The 6,736-nt window shown below is 71.0% G+C and carries 10 protein-coding genes and 1 riboswitch; of the genes, 2 read left to right on the top strand and 8 right to left on the bottom strand.

The features are described 5' to 3' along the window. Positions 1–8: 8 nt before the first annotated feature. Positions 9–164 (top strand): DUF7916 family protein, encoded by a 156-nt coding sequence (locus tag ACFQVC_RS42610; protein ID WP_465270603.1) that lies wholly within the window; start codon positions 9–11, stop codon positions 162–164. Between the two features lie 19 nt (positions 165–183). Here the strand turns inward: ACFQVC_RS42610 and ACFQVC_RS37480 are convergent, their stop codons facing one another. Next, entirely contained in the window at positions 184–936 is a 753-nt protein-coding gene (locus ACFQVC_RS37480) for an MBL fold metallo-hydrolase (RefSeq protein ID WP_381839384.1), read from the bottom strand. A gap of 186 nt (positions 937–1,122) precedes the next feature. Between ACFQVC_RS37480 and ACFQVC_RS37475 the strand changes: the two genes are divergently transcribed. Beyond that, positions 1,123–1,584, top strand: coding sequence for a type II toxin-antitoxin system PemK/MazF family toxin (locus ACFQVC_RS37475; protein WP_381839382.1), 462 nt, complete (start codon positions 1,123–1,125; stop codon positions 1,582–1,584). A 75-nt stretch (positions 1,585–1,659) separates the two neighbouring features. Here the strand turns inward: ACFQVC_RS37475 and ACFQVC_RS37470 are convergent, their stop codons facing one another. The 7 genes from ACFQVC_RS37470 to ACFQVC_RS37440 form a co-directional block, all read right to left on the bottom strand. Then, positions 1,660–2,610 (bottom strand): PLP-dependent cysteine synthase family protein, encoded by a 951-nt coding sequence (locus tag ACFQVC_RS37470; protein WP_381839379.1) that lies wholly within the window; start codon positions 2,608–2,610, stop codon positions 1,660–1,662. A 1-nt stretch (position 2,611) separates the two neighbouring features. Beyond that, on the bottom strand, positions 2,612–2,944 hold the full coding sequence (locus ACFQVC_RS37465; protein ID WP_381839376.1) for a MoaD/ThiS family protein: 333 nt from the start codon (positions 2,942–2,944) through the stop codon (positions 2,612–2,614). A gap of 110 nt (positions 2,945–3,054) precedes the next feature. Continuing rightward, on the bottom strand, positions 3,055–3,156 hold the full coding sequence (locus ACFQVC_RS37460) for a putative leader peptide (RefSeq protein WP_349017425.1): 102 nt from the start codon (positions 3,154–3,156) through the stop codon (positions 3,055–3,057). Between the two features lie 81 nt (positions 3,157–3,237). Continuing rightward, positions 3,238–4,014: an ABC transporter ATP-binding protein gene (locus ACFQVC_RS37455; RefSeq protein WP_381839372.1), complete on the bottom strand. Its 777-nt coding sequence runs from the start codon at positions 4,012–4,014 to the stop codon at positions 3,238–3,240. Continuing rightward, the gene (locus ACFQVC_RS37450; protein ID WP_417851993.1) at positions 4,014–5,027 is read right to left on the bottom strand and encodes a FecCD family ABC transporter permease; all 1,014 of its coding nucleotides are present in this window, start codon (positions 5,025–5,027) and stop codon (positions 4,014–4,016) included. The genes ACFQVC_RS37455 and ACFQVC_RS37450 overlap by 1 nt, the downstream gene beginning before the upstream one ends. A gap of 59 nt (positions 5,028–5,086) precedes the next feature. Further along, positions 5,087–6,076 carry an ABC transporter substrate-binding protein gene (locus ACFQVC_RS37445; protein ID WP_381839390.1) on the bottom strand — a complete coding sequence of 330 codons (990 nt, stop codon included), beginning with the start codon at positions 6,074–6,076 and terminating at the stop codon, positions 5,087–5,089. Between the two features lie 48 nt (positions 6,077–6,124). Continuing rightward, positions 6,125–6,268: riboswitch (cobalamin riboswitch) on the bottom strand. Further along, positions 6,240–6,662: a M67 family metallopeptidase gene (locus ACFQVC_RS37440; RefSeq protein WP_381839366.1), complete on the bottom strand. Its 423-nt coding sequence runs from the start codon at positions 6,660–6,662 to the stop codon at positions 6,240–6,242. (Overlaps the previous riboswitch by 29 nt.) Between the last annotated feature and the right edge of the window lie 74 nt (positions 6,663–6,736).

Genomic DNA, 6,736 nt, shown 5'->3' with positions numbered 1-6,736 from the left:
CGAAGGAAGTGGGTTTCGACGCCCACCACTTCGGCGACTCCTTCATCCCGGGCATGTGCGACCCCGAGGTGATGTACGAGTACTCGGTCGCGATCCGCGGCCGCCGCCACACCTGGAACCGGATGGCGCTCAGCGGCCGCGGCCTGCGCACCCCGCGGGGCTAGGCCCTCTTCCCCGGAGCGCTCAGAGTTCGTACGTCACGCCCGGCGCGGCCAGCTCCGTCGGGCCGTCGTACGCGGCCCGCGCGTCGGCCAGATTCACCGACCCGTCGGTCCACGGCGGGATATGGGTGAGGACCAGGCGCCCCACCCCCGCCCGGCGGGCCGCCTCACCGGCCTCACGGCCGTTGAGGTGCAGGTCGGGGATGTCCTCCTTGCCGTGGGTGAAGGAGGCCTCGCAGAGGAACAGATCGGTGCCGTCGGCGAGTTCGTCCAGGGCCGGGCACACCCCCGTGTCCCCGGAGTACGTGAGCGACTTGCCGGCGTGCTCGACTCTGATCGCGTACGCCTCCACCGGGTGGAACACCTTCTCCGTACGCACGGAGAACGGGCCGATGTCGAACGAGCCCGGCTTCAGGGTGTGGAAGTCGAACACCTCGCTCATCGAGGACGCCGAAGGTGTGTCCGCGTACGCCGTGGTCAGACGCTGTTCCGTGCCCTCGGGACCGTAGACCGGCAGCGGGTCGCAGCGGCCGCCCTCGTGCCGGTAGTAGCGGGCCACGAAGTAGCCGCACATGTCGATGCAGTGGTCGGCGTGCAGATGGCTGAGGAAGATCGCGTCCAGGTCGTAGAGACCGCAGTGGCGCTGCAGCTCGCCCAGGGCACCGTTGCCCATGTCGAGGAGCAGCCGGAAGCCGTCGGCCTCGACGAGGTAGCTCGAGCAGGCCGAGTCCGCGGACGGAAACGACCCCGAGCAGCCGACGACGGTGAGCTTCATGGAGCGGGAACCTCCGTGCTGGCTGGAAGGACGGGGGTTGTGCGGTCCGTTGAGCGTAAGGCGCAAAAGAGCTGGTCGCTCCTACCTGCCGGGCCGTTGTGGGGGAACTCACCTGCGTTGTCACCGGTTCGGGCGGTGAACCGGCCGGGCGAGCGGGTGCGCGGGGGCCCCGGTACCGTCGGGGGCATGGACACGTCCTGGTGGTTCGCGCTGGCCGCCGTCGTGGCGATCGCGTTGGTCGCCGCGGTCGCGGACGGCTATGGACGGTCCCGGACCCGGCCCGGCGGCCGCACCCGCCCCCCGTCCCGCCCGCGCGGCCCCCAGCGGACCCCCAAGCGGCGGCCGCAGCCAGGGGAGATCTGGTGGGCGGATGTGCCGTACGAGGACGGGCCAGGATCGAAGGACCGGCCCTGCCTGGTGCTCACGGTGCGGGGTGAGAGTGCCGTCGTCGCGAAGATCACGAGCAAGTACCACGACGAGCGGGCCGGCGTCATTCCGCTGCCGCCCGGCTCGGTGGGCGACGCCCACGGCCGTCCGAGCTTCCTCGAGACGGACGAGCTGCGGGACGTGCCGTTGTGGGAGTTCCGGCGCAGGGCGGGCATCGTCGACCCGGCGCTGTGGGACCAGGTGCGGTACCTGGCGGAGTGAGCCCGTGGCCTCGATCGCCGGACGGGTTGTCGCATCAAGCCCGTCCGGCGGTCGGGGACACCTACGGCGAGGTGCCTATGCCCACAGCTGCCCGTGCAGGGCCGCCACCGCTTCCTCCGTCGAGGACGCCGTGTAGATCCCCGTCGACAGGTACTTCCAGCCGCCGTCGGCCACGACGAACACCACATCGGCCGGCTCACCCGCGCGGAGCGCCTTGCGGGCGACGCCGATCGCGGCGTGCAGGGCCGCTCCGGTGGAGACGCCCGCGAAGATGCCCTCCTGCTGCAGGAGTTCACGGGTGCGGGTCACCGCGTCCACGGAGCCGACCGAGAACCGGGTGGTGAGCACCGACTCGTCGTAGAGCTCGGGGACGAAGCCCTCGTCGAGGTTGCGCAGGCCGTACACCAGGTCGTCGTAGCGCGGCTCGGCGGCCACGATCTTGATGTCCGGCTTCTGCTCACGCAGATAGCGGCCGACCCCCATGAGCGTGCCCGTGGTGCCGAGGCCCGCCACGAAGTGGGTGACCGAGGGCAGGTCGGCGAGGATCTCGGGGCCGGTCGTGGCGTAGTGGGCGCCCGCGTTGTCCGGGTTGCCGTACTGGTAGAGCATCACCCAGTCCGGGTGCTCGGCGGAGAGCTCCTTGGCGACGCGTACCGCCGTGTTGGAGCCACCGGCCGCCGGGGAGGAGATGATCTCCGCTCCCCACATGGCGAGCAGTTCGCGCCGCTCGGACGAGGTGTTCTCGGGCATCACACAGACGATGCGGTAGCCCTTGAGCCTTGCCGCCATCGCGAGCGAGATGCCCGTGTTGCCGCTGGTCGGTTCGAGGATGGTGCAGCCGGGCGTCAACCGGCCGTCCTTCTCGGCCTGTTCGATCATATGGAGCGCGGGGCGGTCCTTGACCGAGCCGGTCGGGTTGCGGTCCTCCAGCTTCGCCCAGATCCGGACGTCCTCGGCCGGCGAGAGCCTCGGCAGGCGGACGAGCGGGGTGTTCCCGACCGCGGCCAGCGGGGAGTCGTACCGCATATCAGGCCATGCCCGCCCGTCGCCCGGCCGCCACCCCGACAGGACGCGGCTCCGTCACGGCCGCACCTCCCGCGACGGCCGGGAGGATCGTGATGCTGTCGCCGTCGTTGAGCTTGGTGGTGATGCCGTCGAGGAAGCGGACGTCCTCGTCGTTCAGATAGACGTTCACGAAGCGGCGCAGTTCGCCGCCGTCCACCAGGCGGTCCTGGATGCCCGAGTGGCGGGACTCGAGGTCGTTGAACAGCTCGGCGAGGGTGTCGCCGCTGCCCTGGACGGCCTTCTCGCCGTCGGTGTACTGGCGGAGGATGGTGGGGATGCGGACCTCGATGGCCATGGCTGTGGGCTCCTGTCGAAGGAAGTCAGGTGGGTGGGCGCGCGGCAGCCCGCGCAGAGCGTGGTGGTACGCGTGGGAACGCCGTGGCCCGCGGGCGCCCGGCGGCAGGGTCAGCGTGGACAGATGGCGCTGTTGAGCCTGCACAGGTCGACGTGAAGGCGCGCCACGAGCAGCATGCCCGGCGTCTTGTCGTTCACGTCGTGAGAAACCATGCGGTCATCGTATCGATTCCCGGTCCGGCTCCTGGAATGTGATCTCGCATACTGGACGACTTTCGTTCGTCACGCGGACAGTCACACGGACAACGGGGCCGCGGGAAGGTAGGTGACCGTCGGAGCGCCGGTGCCCGGATGCACGCTGACCTCGGCACTCACGCCGTAGACGGAGGCGAGCAGCTCGGGCGTGAGGACCTCATCCGGTGTGCCGAACGCCACGACGCGGCCCTCGTCCAGGACATACAGGCGGTCGCAGTAGTACGCCGCGAGGTTCAGATCGTGCAGGGCCAGGAGGTTGGTGGTGCCCAGGGTGCGGATGAGGCCCAGGATCTCCAGCTGGTAGCGGATGTCCAGGTGGTTGGTGGGTTCGTCGAGCACCAGGAGGCGCGGCTGCTGCACCAACGCCCGTGCCATCAGGACCCGTTGGCGCTCGCCCCCGGAGAGCCGGGGGAAGGGGCGCCGGGTCAGGTCCCCGGCGCCGAGCCGGTCGAGCGCCTCCTGGACGAGCCGTTCGTCGGCCGCCGTGTCCGCCTCCCAGAACCGCTTGTGCGGGGAGCGGCCCATGGCGACCACTTCGGCGACGGTCAGGTCGAAGCCCGCGTGCCCGTCCTGCGGGACGGTCGCGATCCGGCGGGCACGGTCCTTGACGGAGAGCTCGCCGAGGTCGTCGCCGTCCAGGAGGACACGGCCCGACGCGGGGGTGAGCGTGCCGTAGACGCATCTCAACAGGGTCGTCTTGCCGCTGCCGTTGGGGCCGACCAGACCGACCGTCTCCCCCTCGGCGGCCCGCAGCGTGACCGCGTCGACGAGCCGGCGGCCGCTGATCTCGTACGAGAGTTCCTCGGTGCGCAGCATCAGGCTTCGGCCCCTTCGGCGGTACGTCCACGGTGCAGCAGCCACAGGAAGAACGGGCCGCCGGTGAGCGCCGTGAGCACGCCCACGGGTATGTCCTGCGGCGCCGCCACCGTGCGCGCCGCGAGATCCGCCGCGACCAGGAAGAACGCCCCGGCGAGCGCGGCGGCGGGCAGCAGTCTGCGGTGTCCGGCGCCCACGGCCATACGGACCGCGTGCGGCACCATCAGGCCGACGAAGCCGATGGCCCCGCTGTACGCCACGAGGACGCCGGTGAGCAGTGAGGCGAGGACGAAGACGGCGGCGCGGAAGCGCGCGGTGTCCAGGCCGAGCACGGTCGCACCCTCCTCCCCCACGAGCAGCAGGTCGAGCGGCCTGGCCAGGGCGAGCAGGAGCGCGGTGCCCGCGACGAGCACGGCGGCGGGCAGGGCGAGCATGTCCCAGCGGGCGCTGCCGAGGCCGCCGAGCGTCCAGTACAGGACTTCCTTGAGGTGGTCGGCGCGGGCCGAGACGACCAGGAACAGGCTGGTCAGGGCGGAGAGGATATAGGCGACCGCGACGCCCGCGAGGATCAGGCGGCCGGTGGTGAAGCCGCCGCGGCCGCTTCTGGCCAGGATGTAGACGAGCGCGAGCGAGCCCATCGCGCCCACGAAGGCCGCGATCGGCACGGACACGGTCGTCGCCACTCCGGCCAGGCCCAGGCTCCCGCCGAGCACGATCACGGCGACCGCGCCGGCGGAGGCACCGGAGGAGACACCGAGCAGGAACGGATCGGCGAGCGGATTGCGCACCAGCGCCTGCAGCACGGCCCCGATGACGGCGAGCCCGGCACCCACGCAGGCGCCGAGCAGGACCCTGGGCAGCCGGACGTCGAGGACGATCGTGCGGTACGGCGACGGCTCCGCGTTCCCGGTGAGCGCGGCCATGACATCGGCGGCCGGGATACGTACGGAGCCGAGGGCGAGCCCCGCGAGCGCCGCCACCGCGAGGGCGGCGCCCAGCACGACGAGGGTCACGGGGGTGCGGGTCACTGCCGGTCGGCGGGTGCGGGGCACCGGGGCCGGGCGGGTGCGGGTCACCGGAAGGAGTCCGGGTGCAGCTGCTTGGCCAGCTTCTCCACCGCCGCCGGTGCCCGTACGCCGAGGACCGCGTCCGACAGCGGCAGCACGGCGAAGCGCCGGTGCTTGATGGCCGGGACGTCGGCGAGGGCCGGGTCGTCCAGGAGGCGCTTCTTCTTCTGGGCGACCGAGGTACCGCCGTAGTCGTAGATCACGACGACATCCGGGGCCCGCTCGACGACCTTCTCCCAAGAGGCGTCGGCGAAGGGCTTGTTCAGGTCGGCGAAGACATTGCGGCCGCCGGCGCGCTCGATGATCTCGTTGCCGATGCCCTTGCCGCCGGCGGTGAAGGCGGTCTTGTCGCCGCTGTCGTAGACGAAGACCGAGAGCGGCTTCGCGCCCTTCAACCGGGCCGTGGTGTCCGCGACTTCGCGCTCGGCGCCCTCGACCCACTTCTGCGCGCGCCCGCGTACGCCGAAGGTGGCGCCGACCTCGCGGACCTCCCGGTGGACGTCCTTCATCGTGGAGGGTCCCGAGGTGCAGCTCTCGATGTTGAGGCGGGTCTCGATGCCGGACTTCTGCAGGGACGCGCGGGCGCGGCCGTCCGTCGCGGCGAAGGCGCTGGCGTATCCGCCGTAGACGAAGTCGGGGTTCGCGGCCAGGAGCTTCTCGTACGAGGGGTACTCGTCGGCGAGCACCGGCAGGGACTTGTAGTCCGCCGCGTACTCGGGGAGTACCCGGTCGTCGAGGTAGGCGGTGCCCGCCATCCGGTCGCGCAGGCCGAGTTCGAGCATGACCTCGGTGGCGTGCTGGTTGAGGGTGACCGCGCGTTTCGGGGGCGCCTTGAAGGTGGTCTTCACGCCGCAGTTGGTCACCGTGTACGGAAAGCCCGCGGCGGGCTCGCCCCCGGATTGCGCGGTGTTCGCGGCGCCGGACGAGCAGGCGGCGAGCGGGGCGAGCAGGGCGGCCGTGGCTATGAGGGCACGGGTGCGCGCGGGCCAGGTCACTGAGGACACAACTGGGGCCTCTCCGGGGGATTTCCGCGTCCCCTGGTCGGTGGGAGAGGGCGGCAGGTCAGTTCCTGACTTCCAGGCCGTGCCTGGTCACAGTGGCGGGACCGTCCCGGGTTCGCACCGGGTTCCTGGCTCCTGCCGCCTCAAAGGTCAGCGCTCAGTATGCCTGCACGACCTCGACCTCTTCCTCGGTGACCTCCCCCTCGACGATCCGGAAGGAGCGGAACTGGAACGGTCCGGCGTCGTCCGCGTCCGCCGTCGACACCAGGACGTAGTGGGCGCCCGGCTCGTTCGCGTACGAGATGTCCGTGCGCGACGGGTAGGCCTCGGTCGCGGTGTGCGAGTGATAGATGACCACGGGCTCCTCGTCCCGGTCGTCCATCTCGCGGTACAGCTTGAGCAGGTCGCCCGAGTCGAACTCGTAGAACGTGGGCGAGCGCGCGGCGTTCAGCATCGGGATGAAGCGCTCGGGACGGCCGGTGCCGACCGGGCCCGCGACCACGCCGCACGCCTCGTCGGGGTGGTCCTCGCGCGCGTGGGCGACGATCTGGTCGTGCAGGGCCTGGGTAATGGTCAGCATCTGATGAGAATAAGCAGATGGGCCGCGGATCTGAGATCCGCGGCCCATCTATTGAGACAGCAGCTGAGACGCCG

It is taken from the genome of Streptomyces monticola, from assembly GCF_042665355.1.
Lineage (GTDB): Bacteria > Actinomycetota > Actinomycetes > Streptomycetales > Streptomycetaceae > Streptomyces > Streptomyces monticola.
This window is presented reverse-complemented; position numbering and strand designations above follow the sequence as displayed.